13 protein-coding genes and 1 other RNA gene are annotated in these 14,771 nt (G+C 56.4%); 9 read left to right on the forward strand and 5 right to left on the reverse strand.

The genetic code is table 11. From position 1 onward, the window contains the following. The first annotated feature begins 77 nt into the window (after positions 1 to 77). The 4 genes from pheS (at position 78) to btuC (ending at position 4,855) form a co-directional block, all read left to right on the forward strand. On the forward strand, positions 78 to 1,061 hold the full coding sequence (pheS, locus tag ABLU87_RS01640; protein WP_004851795.1) for a phenylalanine--tRNA ligase subunit alpha: 984 nt from the start codon (positions 78 to 80) through the stop codon (positions 1,059 to 1,061). 15 nt (positions 1,062 to 1,076) lie between these two features. Then, entirely contained in the window at positions 1,077 to 3,464 is a 2,388-nt protein-coding gene (pheT, locus tag ABLU87_RS01645; protein ID WP_122117433.1) for a phenylalanine--tRNA ligase subunit beta, read from the forward strand. 4 nt (positions 3,465 to 3,468) lie between these two features. Next, positions 3,469 to 3,768 carry an integration host factor subunit alpha gene (gene ihfA / locus ABLU87_RS01650; protein WP_004851790.1) on the forward strand — a complete coding sequence of 100 codons (300 nt, stop codon included), beginning with the start codon at positions 3,469 to 3,471 and terminating at the stop codon, positions 3,766 to 3,768. A gap of 100 nt (positions 3,769 to 3,868) precedes the next feature. Then, on the forward strand, positions 3,869 to 4,855 hold the full coding sequence (gene btuC / locus ABLU87_RS01655) for a vitamin B12 ABC transporter permease BtuC (RefSeq protein WP_009653750.1): 987 nt from the start codon (positions 3,869 to 3,871) through the stop codon (positions 4,853 to 4,855). Positions 4,856 to 4,881: 26 nt separating this feature from the next. On the opposite strand, the gene ABLU87_RS01660 is transcribed toward btuC, so the two are convergent. Further along, on the reverse strand, positions 4,882 to 5,682 hold the full coding sequence (locus tag ABLU87_RS01660) for a MetQ/NlpA family lipoprotein (protein ID WP_014229729.1): 801 nt from the start codon (positions 5,680 to 5,682) through the stop codon (positions 4,882 to 4,884). A gap of 224 nt (positions 5,683 to 5,906) precedes the next feature. On the opposite strand from ABLU87_RS01660, the gene ABLU87_RS01665 reads away from it, so the two are divergent. The 4 genes from ABLU87_RS01665 (at position 5,907) to selO (ending at position 9,357) form a co-directional block, all read left to right on the forward strand. Then, complete coding sequence (locus ABLU87_RS01665) at positions 5,907 to 6,458, forward strand: glutathione peroxidase (protein WP_025108225.1); 552 nt, start codon at positions 5,907 to 5,909, stop codon at positions 6,456 to 6,458. Continuing rightward, positions 6,458 to 7,207, forward strand: a complete 750-nt coding sequence (gene btuD, locus ABLU87_RS01670) for a vitamin B12 ABC transporter ATP-binding protein BtuD (RefSeq protein ID WP_014229727.1) — start codon at positions 6,458 to 6,460, stop codon at positions 7,205 to 7,207. The genes ABLU87_RS01665 and btuD overlap by 1 nt, the downstream gene beginning before the upstream one ends. Before the next feature lie 81 nt (positions 7,208 to 7,288). Continuing rightward, positions 7,289 to 7,753, forward strand: coding sequence for an NlpC/P60 family protein (locus tag ABLU87_RS01675; protein WP_004134084.1), 465 nt, complete (start codon positions 7,289 to 7,291; stop codon positions 7,751 to 7,753). A 161-nt stretch (positions 7,754 to 7,914) separates the two neighbouring features. Beyond that, the gene (selO, locus tag ABLU87_RS01680; protein WP_064358130.1) at positions 7,915 to 9,357 is read left to right on the forward strand and encodes a protein adenylyltransferase SelO; all 1,443 of its coding nucleotides are present in this window, start codon (positions 7,915 to 7,917) and stop codon (positions 9,355 to 9,357) included. Positions 9,358 to 9,391: 34 nt separating this feature from the next. Here the strand turns inward: selO and hemP are convergent, their stop codons facing one another. The 3 genes from hemP to ABLU87_RS01695 form a co-directional block, all read right to left on the reverse strand. Continuing rightward, positions 9,392 to 9,571: a hemin uptake protein HemP gene (hemP, locus tag ABLU87_RS01685; protein WP_160741222.1), complete on the reverse strand. Its 180-nt coding sequence runs from the start codon at positions 9,569 to 9,571 to the stop codon at positions 9,392 to 9,394. A gap of 165 nt (positions 9,572 to 9,736) precedes the next feature. Next, the gene (gene aroH / locus ABLU87_RS01690) at positions 9,737 to 10,783 is read right to left on the reverse strand and encodes a 3-deoxy-7-phosphoheptulonate synthase AroH (protein ID WP_025108222.1); all 1,047 of its coding nucleotides are present in this window, start codon (positions 10,781 to 10,783) and stop codon (positions 9,737 to 9,739) included. Between the two features lie 153 nt (positions 10,784 to 10,936). After that, positions 10,937 to 11,770: a pyruvate, water dikinase regulatory protein gene (locus ABLU87_RS01695; RefSeq protein WP_122117432.1), complete on the reverse strand. Its 834-nt coding sequence runs from the start codon at positions 11,768 to 11,770 to the stop codon at positions 10,937 to 10,939. A 342-nt stretch (positions 11,771 to 12,112) separates the two neighbouring features. Between ABLU87_RS01695 and ppsA the strand changes: the two genes are divergently transcribed. Beyond that, entirely contained in the window at positions 12,113 to 14,491 is a 2,379-nt protein-coding gene (gene ppsA / locus ABLU87_RS01700) for a phosphoenolpyruvate synthase (RefSeq protein ID WP_014229722.1), read from the forward strand. 83 nt (positions 14,492 to 14,574) lie between these two features. Here ppsA and rprA read toward each other — a convergent pair. After that, positions 14,575 to 14,682, reverse strand: an RNA gene (rprA, locus tag ABLU87_RS01705) — antisense sRNA RprA. Positions 14,683 to 14,771 lie beyond the last annotated feature (89 nt).

The raw sequence follows: 14,771 nt of genomic DNA on the forward strand, positions 1-14,771 counted from the left end.
CGCCGTCTGCGGCTCGAAATAGTGAAAGCAAAATAATAACCATAACCGGTGTCTGCACCGACATAATGAGGAAAACCATGTCACATCTCGCAGAGCTGGTTGCCAGTGCGAAGGCAGCCATTAACGAGGCATCAGATGTTGCTGCGCTGGACAACGTCCGCGTGGAATACCTGGGTAAAAAAGGGCTCCTGACCCTTCAGATGACGACCCTGCGTGAGCTGCCTGCTGAAGAGCGCCCGGCAGCCGGCGCGGTTATCAACGAAGCGAAAGAGCAGGTCCAGCAGGCGCTTAACGCGCGTAAGTCAGATCTTGAAAGCGCCGCTCTTAACGCGCGCCTGGCCTCGGAGACCATCGATGTCTCTCTGCCGGGGCGTCGTATTGAGAACGGTGGCCTGCATCCGGTGACCCGTACCATCGATCGTATTGAAAGTTTCTTCGGTGAGCTCGGCTTTACCGTCGCGACTGGCCCGGAAATCGAAGATGACTACCACAACTTCGATGCGCTGAATATTCCTGGCCACCATCCGGCACGCGCTGACCACGACACTTTCTGGTTTGATGCCACGCGCCTGCTGCGTACGCAAACCTCAGGCGTGCAGATCCGCACCATGGCTAACCAGCAGCCGCCGATCCGCATTATTGCGCCAGGCCGCGTCTATCGTAACGACTACGATCAGACCCACACCCCAATGTTCCATCAGATGGAAGGCCTGATCGTTGATACCAACATCAGCTTTACCAACCTGAAGGGAACGCTGCACGATTTCCTGCGTAACTTCTTTGAAGAAGATCTGCAGATTCGTTTTCGTCCGTCCTATTTCCCGTTCACCGAGCCGTCGGCCGAAGTCGACGTTATGGGGAAAAACGGGAAATGGCTGGAAGTGCTCGGCTGTGGGATGGTGCATCCAAACGTACTGCGCAACGTGGGTATCGATCCGGAAATCTATTCCGGCTTTGCCTTCGGCATGGGTATGGAGCGTCTGACCATGCTGCGCTACGGCGTGACCGACTTACGCGCGTTCTTCGAAAACGATCTGCGTTTCCTCAAACAGTTTAAATAAGGGCAGGACAGAACAATGAAATTCAGTGAACTGTGGTTACGCGAGTGGGTTAACCCAGCTATCGATAGCGAAGCGCTGTCGGACCAGATAACGATGGCCGGCCTTGAGGTTGACGGCGTTGAACCGGTTGCGGGCAGCTTCAACGGCGTTGTCGTTGGGGAAGTGGTTGAGTGCGCTCAGCACCCTAATGCTGACAAGCTGCGCGTCACAAAAATTAACGTCGGCGGCGAACGCCTGCTGGACATCGTCTGCGGTGCGCCAAACTGCCGTCAGGGCCTGAAGGTTGCCGTTGCAACCATCGGTGCCGTACTGCCGGGCGATTTTAAAATTAAAGCGGCAAAGCTGCGCGGCGAGCCGTCGGAAGGCATGCTGTGCTCCTTCTCCGAGCTGGGGATCTCCGACGATCACAGCGGTATTATTGAACTGCCCGCCGACGCGCCGCTGGGTACCGATATCCGCGAATACCTGAAGCTCGACGATAACACTATCGAAATCAGCGTCACGCCGAACCGTGCCGACTGCCTGGGTATTATCGGCATTGCCCGCGATGTCGCCGTGCTCAACAAGGCGCCACTACATGTCCCGGAAATGACTCCGGTGGCCGCAACCATCGACGATGTTCTGCCAATTCAGGTCGATGCGCCGGAAGCATGCCCGCGCTACCTGGGCCGTGTGGTAAAAGGCATTAATGTCAAAGCGCCGACGCCGTTATGGATGAAAGAGAAGCTGCGCCGCTGCGGCATTCGCTCCATCGATGCCGTGGTTGACGTGACCAACTACGTTCTGCTCGAGCTCGGCCAGCCGATGCACGCCTTCGATAAAGACCGCATTGAAGGCGGAATTATCGTGCGTATGGCGCATGAAGGCGAAACCCTGGTCCTGCTCGACGGCTCCGAGGCTAAGCTGGATACCGATACTCTGGTTATTGCTGACCACCAGAAAGCCCTGGCTATGGGCGGAATTTTCGGCGGCGAGCACTCCGGCGTAAACGATGAAACGCAAAACGTTCTGCTGGAATGCGCGTTCTTCAGCCCGCTGTCCATTACCGGCCGCGCCCGCCGTCATGGTCTGCATACCGATGCTTCCCACCGCTACGAGCGCGGCGTGGACTCCGCGCTGCAGTATCAGGCAATGGAGCGCGCAACCCGCCTGCTGATGGATATTTGCGGCGGTGAAGCGGGCCCGATTATTGACGTGACCAATGAAGCGACTCTGCCGAAGCCTGCGACCATCCGCCTTCGCCGCAGCAAACTGGATCGTCTGATTGGCCATCACGTTGAAGATGAGCAGGTTAGCGACATTCTGCGTCGTCTGGGCTGTGAAGTTACCGAAGGCCAGGATGAGTGGCATGCCGTGGCGCCGAGCTGGCGTTTCGACATGGAGATCGAAGAAGACCTGGTCGAAGAGGTTGCCCGCGTCTATGGCTATAACAATATTCCTGACGAACCGGTGCAAGCGGGCCTGATCATGGGCAGCCACCGCGAAGCGGATCTGTCGCTTAAGCGCGTGAAAACGCTGCTCAACGACAAAGGCTATCAGGAAGTGATTACCTACAGCTTTGTTGACCCGAAAGTACAGCAGTGGATCCACGCCGGAGAAGAAGCGCTGATTCTGCCGAGCCCGATCTCCAGCGAAATGTCGGCGATGCGTCTGTCATTGTGGACCGGTCTGCTCGGGACGGTGGTCTACAACCAGAATCGCCAGCAGAGTCGCGTCCGCATCTTTGAGAGCGGCTTACGCTTTGTTCCCGATACGCAGGCCCCGCTGGGTATTCGCCAGGACGTGATGCTGGCTGGCGTCATCTGCGGTAACCGCTATGAAGAACACTGGAACCTGGCAAAAGAAACCGTCGATTTCTATGATTTAAAAGGCGATCTGGAGTCCGTTCTCGACCTCACGGGTAAACTGTCCGACATCGAATTCCGCATCGAAGCCAATAATGCGCTTCATCCGGGCCAGTCGGCGGCGATTTATCTGAAAGGTGAACGTATTGGTTTTATTGGGGTTGTTCATCCCGAGCTGGAACGTAAACTGGATCTGAACGGCCGCACGTTGGTGTTCGAGCTGGAGTGGAACAAGCTTGCAGACCGCGTGGTGCCTCAGGCGCGTGAAGTTTCTCGCTTCCCGGCGAACCGTCGCGACATCGCTGTCGTTGTGGCAGAAAACGTTCCCGCAGCCGATGTTTTAGCCGAGTGTAAGAAAGTTGGCGTAAATCAGGTAGTTGGCGTAAACTTATTTGACGTGTACCGCGGCAAGGGCGTAGCGGAAGGTTTCAAAAGCCTCGCTATCAGCCTTATCCTCCAGGATACCAGCCGTACACTCGAAGAAGAGGAGATTGCCGCTACCGTCGCCAAATGTGTAGAGGCATTGAAAGAGCGATTCCAGGCATCATTGAGGGATTGAACCTATGGCGCTTACAAAAGCTGAAATGTCAGAATATCTGTTTGATAAGCTTGGGCTTAGCAAGCGGGATGCCAAAGAGCTGGTAGAGTTGTTTTTCGAAGAAGTCCGTCGCGCTCTGGAAAACGGAGAGCAGGTAAAACTCTCCGGGTTCGGCAACTTCGATTTGCGAGATAAGAACCAACGCCCGGGCCGTAACCCGAAAACGGGAGAGGATATTCCTATTACAGCCCGGCGTGTGGTGACCTTCAGACCCGGACAGAAGTTAAAAAGCCGTGTCGAAAACGCTTCACCCAGAGAGAAATGATCTGGACTGACTAATCAAAAAGGCCGCTATGCGGCCTTTTTTCTTTTCCAGGCCGAATACCGTAAAATCAATCACATCCTTTTTCTCGACTCAGAAATCTATGCTGACCTTTGCTCAAACTCAACGGCGCCGCAACCGGCGCTGGCTTGCGGTATTAACGTTGCTGCTGCTGGTCACGTCGACCATCAGCCTGTGCGCGGGCGACCAGTGGATTGGCCCCGGTGAATGGTTTAGCGCCAAAGGCGAGCTGTTTATCTGGCAGATTCGTCTGCCGCGCACTCTGGCCGTCCTGCTGGTGGGCGCGGCGCTGGCCCTGTCCGGCGCGATTATGCAGGCGCTGTTTGAAAACCCGCTGGCGGAGCCCGGGCTGCTGGGGGTATCAAACGGCGCTGGGGTTGGCCTGATAGCTGCAGTCTTGCTGGGAAAAGGGCTGCTTCCGGGCTGGGCGCTGGGGCTGTGCGCCATCGCAGGCGCGCTGGTCATTACCTTTATTTTACTGCGTTTTGCCAGGCGGCATCTCTCGACCAGCCGCCTGCTACTGGCGGGCGTGGCGCTCGGTATCATATGCAGCGCGCTGATGACCTGGGCGGTCTACTTTTCAACCTCTTTCGATCTTCGCCAGCTGATGTACTGGATGATGGGCGGCTTTGGCGGCGTGGACTGGCAGCAGCTGTGGCTGATGCTGGCCCTGCTGCCGGTGCTGGCCTGGGTGTGCCTGCAATCGCAGCCTCTTAATCTGTTAGCGCTGGGGGAGGTTTCCGCACGCCAGCTGGGGCTACCGCTGTGGCTATGGCGTAAAGTACTGGTGGTGGCGACTGGCTGGCTGGTGGGCGTCAGCGTGGCGCTGGCCGGCGCGATCGGCTTTATTGGTCTGGTTATCCCGCATATCCTGCGCTTATGTGGTTTAAGCGATCACCGCGCGCTGCTTCCGGCCTGTTTGTTAGCGGGGGCCAGCGCGCTGCTGGGCGCGGATATTATCGCGCGTCTGGCGCTTTCGGCGGCGGAATTGCCGATTGGCGTGGTCACCGCCACCCTGGGCGCGCCGGTGTTTATCTGGTTATTGCTGAAATCAGGCCGCCCGCAGTGAGGGGCGGCCGTAAGCGGTTGATAGTATTACCAGCCCTTAATCGCATCGCCTTTGTAGACTTCCGCTGCCTTGTCGGCAACCTGCTGAGTCTGGAAGGCCTCTTTCAGTTCCTGGACTTTTTTGCTGTCTTTATTATCTTCGCGCGCAACGATGGCGTTGACGTACGGCGAGTCCGGGCCTTCCATAAATAGCCCATCGCGGGCAGCCGAGAGACCGGCCTGAGCGGAGAAGTTGGTGTTGATGATCGACAGGGCGACGTTCGGGTCATCAAGCGTACGGGTCAGCTGCGGCGTGTCGACTTCCACGATTTTCAGCTGCTTAGGATTGTCGATAATGTCCAGCGTCGTCGGCAGGTAGCCTGTACCCTCTTTCAGCTTGATTAAACCTTGCGCCTGCAGCAGCAGCAGGCTGCGGCCCAGGGTTGTGGTTTCGTTAGAGATGGAAATCGTCGCGCCGTCAGGCAGTTCGCTGATATTTTTGATTTTCTTCGAGTAGGCGGCGATCGGGAAGACGAAGGTTTTACCGACAATGGCAAACTTATAGCCGCGCTCTTTTGATTGTGCCTCAAGGTAAGGCAGCGTCTGGAAGGCGTTAGCATCGACGTCTTTATTGTTCAGGGCTTCGTTCGGCAGAACGTAATCATTAAAAGAGATTACCTCGACGTCGAGGTTGTATTTCTCTTTGGCCACCTGTTCTACGACTTTCCAGATAGCCTCATCCGGCCCGGTATTAATGGCGACTTTAATCTTATTATCTTCATCCGGCGAGCAGGCCGAAAGCAGCGTAACGGAGGCCGCGATTAACACCGCGCTAAACATCTTCTTCATCAATAAAACTCTCTTAAATTAACAATTAACGAAATGCTATTACATCCATCCACCACTGTACACTGAATTGCGCGCTCCCGGTGTTGAGATGAATTCATGTTGTGCTGCCTGTTACATCAAGAGACACTCCCGGGGGATTCAAAGTAGAATGACCCAGTCTGAATCCGCTACAGTAGATAGGGATCACCTGAAGCAGTAACCGGTATATTCACTGAGGGAAGGCTATGCAACACGATATTCTCAATACTGAAGTCACCACCATTGATGGTGAGAAAACAACGCTCACCCCGTGGGCAGGCAAAGTCCTGTTGATTGTCAACGTCGCGTCAAAATGCGGCCTGACGCCGCAGTATGAGCAGCTGGAAGCGCTGCAAAAAGATTTAGAAAGCGAAGGTTTTAGCGTACTGGGCTTTCCGTGCAACCAGTTTCTGGGTCAGGAGCCGGGTAGCGAAGAAGAGATTAAAACGTTCTGTAGCACGACTTACGGCGTGACTTTCCCGATGTTCAGCAAAATTGACGTCAACGGCGAACATCGCGCGCCTCTGTACCAGAAGCTGGTTGAGGCCGCCCCGCAGGCTATCGCCCCGGAAGGCAGCGGTTTTTATGAGCGCATGGCCAGCAAAGGCAGAGCGCCGCTGTACGTGGATGATATTCTGTGGAATTTTGAAAAATTCCTCATCGGCCGCGATGGTCAGGTCATCGGCCGTTTCTCACCGGATATGACGCCGGATGATCCGCAGCTGGTGGCCGCTATTAAAGGAGCTTTAGCCAAATAATGCCGTTTTTGATGCAGCTACAGGATGTAGAAGAGGCGGGGCGGCTGGCGCCGTTTTCAGCCGATATCCGGCCGGGAGAGATCGTTCATCTGGTGGGGCCAAACGGGGCGGGGAAAAGCACGTTGCTGGCGCGTATGGCGGGGCTCTCTACCGGCCCGGGCCAGGTAAAACTGAATGGACGCCCGCTGAATGACTGGCTGGCGCAGGAGCTGGCGCGTCATCGGGCCTATTTAAGCCAGCACCAGATGCCGCCTTTCGCCATGCCGGTCTGGCATTACCTGTCGCTGCATCTCCAGGACGACGCGCACAACGGGCTACTGACGACCATCGCGGAGAAGCTGGGCTTAGGCGACAAGCTTGGGCGCCAGGTGAATCACATCTCCGGCGGGGAGTGGCAGCGCGTGCGCCTGGCGGCGGTAATACTGCAGATTCATCGTCAGGCTAACGCGTCCGGACAGTTGCTATTGCTGGATGAACCGATGAACAGCCTGGACGTGGCGCAGCAGGCCGCGCTTGACCGACTGTTAAGCGAACTCTGCGCCTCGGGGATTGCCGTCGTGATGAGCAGCCACGACCTGAATCATACCCTCCGACACGCCCATCGCTCCTGGCTTATCTGCCGGGGGGAGACGATCGCCTGCGGCAGCACCGCCGAGGTATTAAGCGAAGAGAATTTAACCGCCGCCTATGCCATGGACTTCCAGCGGGTCGAAGTGGCGGGTCATCTTATGCTCGTTGCGTCACAGTAGCACGCAGTCGGCTTGCCAGCGAATTGATAAACAAGGTAAATTATCCTGCTATCAGGATAGGGAACAGAGGATTCGTCTGAGATGCGTTTTTGGCTCGTTTTGTGTGTTGCGTTATTTCTGGCGGGTTGTAGCAGCCACCGGGCGCCGCCGCCCAATCCACGGCTTGCTGATTCGATTACCGTTGTTGCTAACCTGAATGAGCAGCTAAGGAACTGGCGGGGAGCGCCGTATCGCTACGGCGGCATGTCGCCGCGCGGCGTTGATTGCTCCGGGTTTGTGCTGATGACCTTCCGCGATAAGTTCGCGTTGCAGCTGCCGCGTGAAACGCGTGAACAGGCGGAGATCGGCACGAAAATCGATAAGAGCGAACTGCTGCCCGGCGATCTGGTCTTCTTCAAGACCGGTTCCGGAGAGAGCGGTCTGCACGTCGGTATTTACGATACGGATAACCAGTTTATCCACGCCTCCACCAGCCAGGGCGTGACGCGATCGTCGCTGGATAATGTCTACTGGCATAAAAAATTCTGGCAGGCGCGAAGGATCTAGCCTCGATACGTCAAAGCGTAGCGTGGCGTTTTCTTGCCCGGCGGCGATAACGCCTTACCGGGCAGCGCCACAACGCCCGTCTTGTCTTTTATCGCAATAACCCATCCAATCCTCCGTGTTAATAATTTGTTGAAAGCACTACACTGAAGACAGGAGGAACCATGACCCTGTCTTTTACTACCCACTGGCGTGATGAACTGCCGGATTTTTACACCGCTTTAACCCCTACGCCGCTGGAGAATGCGCGGCTTGTCTGGCACAACGCTCCGCTGGCGCGAACGCTGGGCGTTGACGCGTCGTTATTCAGCCCGCAGAAGGGCGCTGGCGTATGGGGCGGCGAAACGCTGCTGCCGGGAATGTCGCCGCTGGCGCAGGTTTATAGCGGCCACCAGTTCGGCGCCTGGGCCGGGCAGCTCGGCGACGGGCGCGGTATTCTGCTCGGCGAACAGCAGCTCGCTGATGGTCGTCGCTTTGACTGGCACCTTAAAGGCGCCGGGCTCACTCCCTATTCGCGAATGGGCGACGGGCGGGCGGTGCTGCGCTCGACGATCCGCGAGGCGCTGGCCTCGGAAGCGATGCATGCGTTGGGCATTCCCACCACCCGCGCGCTGGCGATAGTGGCCAGCGATACGCCGGTATACCGCGAAACCGTCGAGCGCGGGGCAATGCTGATGCGGCTGGCGGAAAGCCACGTTCGTTTCGGCCATTTTGAGCATTTTTACTACCGTCGCGAGCCTCTGAAAGTGCAGCAGCTGGCGGATTACGTGATTCGTCACCACTGGCCGCATCTGCAAAATGAAGCGGATAAGTACCTTCTGTGGTTCAGTGACGTTGTCACCCGAACCGCGGAGATGATTGCCTGCTGGCAAACGGTGGGCTTTGCCCACGGGGTGATGAATACCGACAATATGTCGATTCTCGGCCTGACGATGGACTACGGTCCGTACGGTTTCCTTGATGATTTCCAGCCTGGCTTTATCTGTAACCACTCCGATTATCAGGGGCGCTACAGCTTTGATAATCAGCCGGCGGTAGGGCTATGGAACCTGCAACGGCTGGCTCAGACGCTCTCGCCGTTTATCAGCGCTGAGGCGCTGAACGGCGCGCTGGATAGTTACCAGCATGCCCTGCTGACGGCGTATGGCCGCCGCATGCGCGACAAGCTCGGATTGTTTACCCAGCAAAAAGGGGATAACGAACTGCTGGACGGCCTGTTTGCGCTGATGGAACGCGAGGGCAGCGACTATACGCGGACCTTCCGGATGCTCAGCTCCAGCGAGCAGGAGAGCGCCGCCTCGCCGCTACGCGATGAGTTTATCGACCGCGAGACGTTCGATAGCTGGTTTACCGCTTACCGCGCGCGCCTGCGCGATGAACAGGTTGACGATGCGCAAAGGCAGGCGCGGATGCGCAGCGTGAACCCGGCGATCGTGCTGCGTAACTGGCTGGCTCAGCGGGCCATTGAACAGGCGGAGCAGGGGGATATGAGCGAGCTGGAGCGCCTGCATAGCGCACTCTCTCACCCCTTTGCCGATCGGACGGATGAGTATATTCAGCGTCCACCGGACTGGGGAAGGCGTCTGGAAGTAAGCTGTTCCAGCTAGCGATCGTTATCCCTGCCTTTATCGGCGGGGATAATTATTTGGTCAGGATCAGCTTACCCGAATGGGTCTGACGCAGCAGGTAGCGCTGACCGCGATGTTCAATCACCACCCGTCCCTCGCTGCCTAATAATGTCCGGCTGCTTATCTCTTTGTCCGTCGGCACCGGATACGGGGCATTGTCTGTTGTTTTTTCTGCTGTGGCAGTGTTATCCATACGCGTCATAGCACTAAAAATAAAAATCAAGGCAACAATGATAATCATTATCAATAATGTTGTTTTTCACGCAAGCTTTATTTAGCGGAATACCAGATTTAGCAGGTGTCGGGCCGGTCGATGGCGGAAAATCGCTCCCCACCGCGCGTACGGTGGGGAGGGGAACTACAGGCGGGTGGCGGTGGCGGCGGCTAATTCATCCAGCAGCCGTTCGCTATCGTCCCAGCTCAGGCAGGGATCGGTAATCGATTGTCCCCAGGTCAGCGGCTGGCCCGCGACGACCTTCTGCGTGCCTTCCTGAAGGAAACTCTCGGCCATGATCCCGGCGATGGCGGTCGAGCCGGCGCGGATCTGCTGGCAGATGTCGGCGCAAACGTCCAGCTGACGGCGGTGCTGTTTCTGGCAATTGCCGTGGCTAAAATCCACCACCAGCTGTTCCGGCAGGTCGAACTCCGCCAGCGCTTCCCCGGCGGCGGCGATATCGGCGGCGTGGTAATTCGGCTTTTTACCGCCGCGCATAATGATATGGCCGTACGGATTGCCGCTGGTCTGGTAGATGGTCATCTGTCCCTGCTTATCCGGCGACAGGAACATATGGCTGGCGCGGGAAGCGCGGATCGCATCAACGGCGATACGGGTATTGCCATCGGTACCGTTCTTAAAGCCTACCGGGCACGAGAGCGCCGAGGCCATTTCGCGGTGGATCTGGCTCTCGGTCGTACGCGCGCCGATAGCGCCCCAGCTTATCAGGTCGGCAATAAACTGCCCGGTCACCATATCGAGAAACTCGGTGGCGGTCGGGACACCCAGTTCATTGACCTGCAGCAGCAGGCTACGCGCCAGCTCAAGGCCGTGATTCACCCGATAGCTGCCGTTCAGGTCGGGGTCGGAGATCAGCCCCTTCCAGCCAACCACCGTGCGCGGCTTCTCAAAATAGGTACGCATCACGATTTCCAGCTGCGGCTGGTAACGTTCGCGCATACCCTGCAGGCGGCGCGCATACTCCATCGCCGCATCAATATCGTGAATGGAACAGGGACCGATCACCACCAGCAGGCGGCGATCTTCACCGTTGAGAATTTTCTCGATTCGGCGGCGTGAGGCGGAAACGTGTGCGGCAACGTCGGCAGACACTGGATGCCGCTGAGCCAGTTCCGCAGGAGTTACCAGGCTTTCAATGCGCGCGGTACGCAATTCGTCTGTTTTATTCATTGGGGTCTCAAAATCTGTTTCTTCCGCGGCGAAAATGCCGGGAAGTGATGCGCATCACGATAAACCAATCCCCGCTTATTGCAAGAGCAGGGCATGATCCTGTATAGGGCTCAGGTGATAGCATAAACAAATTTTTAATAATGTACTAGTGTGTTAGTACATTCTGCGGCTCAACCCCATAATATCCATGATTTTGGTGGCGATCTCTTCCACGGAATAGTTGGTACTGTTCAGGCAAGGTATCTTGTTTTTGCGGTAAAGCGCCTCGACTTCGGTCACTTCCATCCGGCACTGGCGCATGGAAGCATAGCGGCTGTTTTCCCGCCGCTCTTCGCGGATGGCTGCCAGGCGCTCCGGATTGATCGTTAAGCCGAAGAGTTTGTGCTGTAGCGGCTTAAGCGAAGCCGGAAGAATCAGGTTGTCCATATCATCGGAGATAAACGGGTAGTTGGCGGCGCGGATACCGTACTGCATCGCCAGATACAGGCTGGTGGGGGTTTTCCCGCAGCGCGAAACGCCGAGGAGGATCACCTGGGCCTGATCGAGATTACGCAGAGAAATTCCGTCATCGTGGGCAAGGGTGTAGTCGATAGCGGCGATACGCGCGTCGTATTTGTTCAGGTTACCGGGCGTCAGGCCGTGGGTGCGGTGAGCGATTGGCGTCGGATCGAGGCGCAGCTCCTGCTGCAGGGGGGCCACCAGCGCCTGGACGATATCCTGACAAAAGCCTTCGCTTTGTAGGATGATGTCGCGGATTTCCGGCAGCACGATGGAGTAGAACACCAGCGGTCTAATGCCGGTCTGCTGGAAAATCGCGTCGATTTGCTCCTTCACGGCGCGCGCGCGGCTAATATTTTCGACAAACGGCAGGGTTACGCTGCTGGTGGCGACCGGGAATTGCGACATGACCGCATGACCCAGAACTTCCGCCGTAATAGCGGTACCGTCGGAAATATAAAATACGTGGCGATCTACAGCACTTTCCATTTTGACCATCCGGTATAATGAGTTTAATTGTCTGAAAGCTGATATTAAATTTAAGCATAACGCTCCAGGCTTTGTCTCATATTTAAAAAATGAAACGCTATTTTTATTTTTAATGAAAAGGTGAGTTCATTTTTCGCAACTGCGTATCTTTTGTATCAAATTTCATCAGATTTCTGAAGAATCATTAGCTTAGCTATATCTGGCAAAGAATCCTAAAAACGAAAAAATAATTTGCTTGAACGATTCACCGTTTCTTTCAGCTGGATAAATATGTCAGGATAAATCTCGTAGTCGATCGTGAATTATTTATCACTGGTATTAAATCACAAAAGGATTGTCTCGATGTCCAACAATGGCTCGTCACCGCTGGTGCTTTGGTATAACCAACTCGGCATGAATGATGTAGACAGGGTTGGGGGCAAAAATGCCTCCCTTGGTGAAATGATTACAAATCTGTCGGGTATGGGCGTGTCCGTACCGAACGGGTTTGCCACCACCGCTGATGCCTTTAATCAGTTTTTGGACCAAAGCGGTGTTAACCAGCGCATTTATGAACTGCTGGATGAAACCGACATTGACGACGTTTCCGCATTAGCGAAAGCGGGCGCACAGATCCGTCAGTGGATCATTGATACGCCGTTCCAGAGCGAACTGGAAAATGCGATTCGCGATGCCTATACCCAGCTGTCCGCCGATGACGCTGAGGCCTCCTTTGCCGTGCGCTCCTCCGCGACGGCGGAAGATATGCCGGACGCCTCCTTCGCCGGTCAGCAGGAGACATTCCTTAACGTGCAGGGCTTTGACGCCGTGCTCGTCGCGGTGAAGCACGTGTTTGCTTCGCTGTTTAACGATCGCGCCATTTCCTACCGCGTGCATCAGGGATACGATCACCGCGGGGTGGCGCTCTCCGCCGGGGTGCAGAGGATGGTGCGCTCCGATCTGGCCTCGTCCGGCGTGATGTTCTCCATCGATACCGAATCCGGTTTTGATCAAGTGGTGTTTATCACCTCCGCCTGGGGGCTCGGCGAGATGGTGGTGCAGGGGGCGGTGAACCCCGATGAGTTCTACGTCCATAAACCCACGCTGGAAGCGGGCCGGCCGGCAATCGTACGCCGCACTATGGGGTCGAAAAAGATCCGCATGGTTTACGCCCCTACCCAGGAGCACGGCAAGCAGGTGCGTATCGAAGACGTGCCGCAGGCGCAGCGCGACGTCTTCTCGTTAACCGATGCGGAAGTGCAGGAGCTGGCGCAGCAAGCGGTTCAAATCGAGAAGCACTACAACCGTCCGATGGATATCGAATGGGCGAAAGACGGCCATACCGGTAAGCTGTTTATCGTGCAGGCGCGTCCGGAAACCGTCCGTTCCCGCGGCCAGGTGATGGAGCGCTATACCCTCCATGCGCAAGGACAGATTATTTCGGAAGGGCGCGCGATCGGCCATCGTATCGGCGCGGGTCCGGTGAAGGTCATTCACGATATCAGCGAAATGAACCGCATCGAGCCCGGCGACGTGCTGGTGACCGACATGACCGACCCGGACTGGGAGCCGATCATGAAAAAGGCGGCGGCGATCGTCACCAACCGCGGCGGGCGTACCTGTCATGCGGCGATTATCGCGCGTGAGCTGGGGATCCCGGCGGTAGTGGGCTGCGGTAACGCCACCGATCGCATCCAGGAAAACCAGAACGTGACCGTCTCCTGCGCCGAGGGCGATACCGGCTACGTGTATGCCGAAATCCTCGACTTCAGCGTTAAGAGTTCCACCGTTGGCGATATGCCGGATCTGCCGCTGAAGATCATGATGAACGTCGGTAACCCGGACCGCGCCTTCGACTTTGCCTGCCTGCCGAACGAAGGCGTGGGCCTGGCGCGTCTGGAGTTCATCATCAACCGTATGATTGGCGTCCACCCGCGCGCGCTGCTGGAGTTCGACGATCAGGAGCCGGGGCTGCAGAATGAAATCCGCGAGCTGATGAAAGGCTACGACTCGCCGAAAGAGTTCTACGTCGGTCGCCTGACCGAAGGGATCTCCACCCTTGGCGCGGCATTTTTCCCGAAACGGGTGATTGTGCGTCTTTCCGACTTTAAGTCTAACGAATACGCCAACCTGGTCGGCGGCGAACGTTACGAGCCGGAAGAAGAGAACCCGATGCTGGGCTTCCGCGGGGCCGGCCGCTATGTGTCAGAAAGCTTCCGCGACTGCTTCGCGCTGGAGTGTGAAGCGGTTAAGCGGGTGCGTAACGACATGGGCCTGACCAACGTCGAAATCATGGTGCCGTTTGTCCGGACCGTCGCGCAGGCAAAAGCGGTGGTTGAAGAGCTGGAACGCCAGGGCCTCAAGCGCGGCGAAAACGGCCTGAAGCTGATTATGATGTGTGAAATCCCATCGAATGCGCTGCTGGCTGAACAGTTCCTCGAATACTTCGACGGCTTCTCTATTGGTTCTAACGACATGACGCAGCTGGCGCTGGGGCTGGATCGCGACTCCGGCGTGGTCTCCGAGCTGTTCGATGAGCGTAACGACGCGGTGAAAGCGCTGCTGTCGATGGCCATCCGCGCGGCGAAGAAGCAGGGCAAGTACGTCGGTATCTGCGGACAGGGTCCGTCTGACCACGAGGATTTTGCCGCCTGGCTGATGGAAGAGGGGATCGATAGCCTTTCCCTGAACCCGGACACGGTCGTGCAAACCTGGCTCGGCCTGGCAGAGCTGAATAAGTAAGTTCTCGCTAAAACAGGCAACTGGATACTCCCCGTCAGCTCAGCAGTGGCGGGGATTTTTTGTTTTTGGGGAACAGAAAGCGGACAAAAAAAAGCCCATCGTGGGAGATGGGCAAAGACTACACACAGCAATTCGTTGTTTCACTCAGGGGATTTCCATGCTTATAAATCAATGCGTTGATTTATAACCGTGAGCTAATACTAGGCACTGAGGCTTTTTGCGTCGATCGGATTCCTCTCAATAGTTAAATTAAGGTAAAGAATCTGCGAAGCAAATGCGG

The organism is Klebsiella sp. CB_Kp196 (assembly GCF_040061575.1).
Lineage (GTDB): Bacteria > Pseudomonadota > Gammaproteobacteria > Enterobacterales > Enterobacteriaceae > Klebsiella > Klebsiella michiganensis.

Excerpts from the sequence above, each read along its gene's own strand:
- ppsA (WP_014229722.1), top strand. The coding sequence starts at position 12,113 with ATGTCCAACAATGGCTCGTCACCGCTGGTGCTTTGGTATAACCAACTC.
- ABLU87_RS01695 (WP_122117432.1), bottom strand. The coding sequence starts at position 11,770 with ATGGAAAGTGCTGTAGATCGCCACGTATTTTATATTTCCGACGGTACC.
- pheT (WP_122117433.1), top strand. The coding sequence starts at position 1,077 with ATGAAATTCAGTGAACTGTGGTTACGCGAGTGGGTTAACCCAGCTATC.
- ABLU87_RS01675 (WP_004134084.1), top strand. The coding sequence starts at position 7,289 with ATGCGTTTTTGGCTCGTTTTGTGTGTTGCGTTATTTCTGGCGGGTTGT.
- ihfA (WP_004851790.1), top strand. The coding sequence starts at position 3,469 with ATGGCGCTTACAAAAGCTGAAATGTCAGAATATCTGTTTGATAAGCTT.
- btuC (WP_009653750.1), top strand. The coding sequence starts at position 3,869 with ATGCTGACCTTTGCTCAAACTCAACGGCGCCGCAACCGGCGCTGGCTT.
- ABLU87_RS01665 (WP_025108225.1), top strand. The coding sequence starts at position 5,907 with ATGCAACACGATATTCTCAATACTGAAGTCACCACCATTGATGGTGAG.
- btuD (WP_014229727.1), top strand. The coding sequence starts at position 6,458 with ATGCCGTTTTTGATGCAGCTACAGGATGTAGAAGAGGCGGGGCGGCTG.
- aroH (WP_025108222.1), bottom strand. The coding sequence starts at position 10,783 with ATGAATAAAACAGACGAATTGCGTACCGCGCGCATTGAAAGCCTGGTA.
- ABLU87_RS01660 (WP_014229729.1), bottom strand. The coding sequence starts at position 5,682 with ATGAAGAAGATGTTTAGCGCGGTGTTAATCGCGGCCTCCGTTACGCTG.
- hemP (WP_160741222.1), bottom strand. The coding sequence starts at position 9,571 with ATGGATAACACTGCCACAGCAGAAAAAACAACAGACAATGCCCCGTAT.
- selO (WP_064358130.1), top strand. The coding sequence starts at position 7,915 with ATGACCCTGTCTTTTACTACCCACTGGCGTGATGAACTGCCGGATTTT.
- pheS (WP_004851795.1), top strand. The coding sequence starts at position 78 with ATGTCACATCTCGCAGAGCTGGTTGCCAGTGCGAAGGCAGCCATTAAC.